This window comes from Burkholderia territorii, from assembly GCF_902833055.1.
In the GTDB taxonomy this organism is placed as follows: domain Bacteria; phylum Pseudomonadota; class Gammaproteobacteria; order Burkholderiales; family Burkholderiaceae; genus Burkholderia; species Burkholderia territorii.
In genome coordinates this window covers 1-480 of record NZ_CADFEJ010000123.1, presented here as the reverse complement: position 1 = coordinate 480, position 480 = coordinate 1, and the positions used below count along the sequence as shown (strand labels likewise).

Annotated in this window: 1 protein-coding gene; it reads right to left on the bottom strand. The window is 73.3% G+C overall.

Features of this window, described 5'->3' with window-relative positions:
* On the bottom strand, window positions 1-480 hold a 480-nt coding region (locus HW466_RS31330; RefSeq protein ID WP_176316168.1), incomplete at both ends, for a ComEC/Rec2 family competence protein.

Sequence of the window (480 nt, the reverse complement as noted above, 5' to 3'; positions counted from 1 at the left end):
GGCCCGCAAAACCAGCGCGTCGAGCGGTGCCGGCAACGCCATGCCGGCCAGCACGATCGGCGTGACGAGCGAGCCGACCCAGGGGATCGCGAACGCATTCGCCAGCGCGCCGGCCAGCGGAACCTGGCCGAACCAGACCACCGCGAACGGGATCACCGCCACCGCCCCGAACGACAGCCAGAAACCCGGCATCAGCACGGCCCAGGGATCAGCCAGCAGCACGCAGCCGAGCGCCGCGGCGAGCGTGGTCGAGGGGGCGATCGACCGGCCCGACAAATAGGCCAGGCAGGCCACGGCCAGCATCCACCAGGCGCGCTGCGCCGGCACGTCGAAGCCGGCCAGCGCGGCGTAGCAGCCCGCCCCCGCGATCGCCGCCCAGGCGCCGGCATGCGGCGCCGGCAGCCACAGGGGCAAGGCCATGCCGCGCACATTGAAGCCGCTTTCGAGCGTGAAGACCGCCTGGTAGCCGGCGCCGAGATC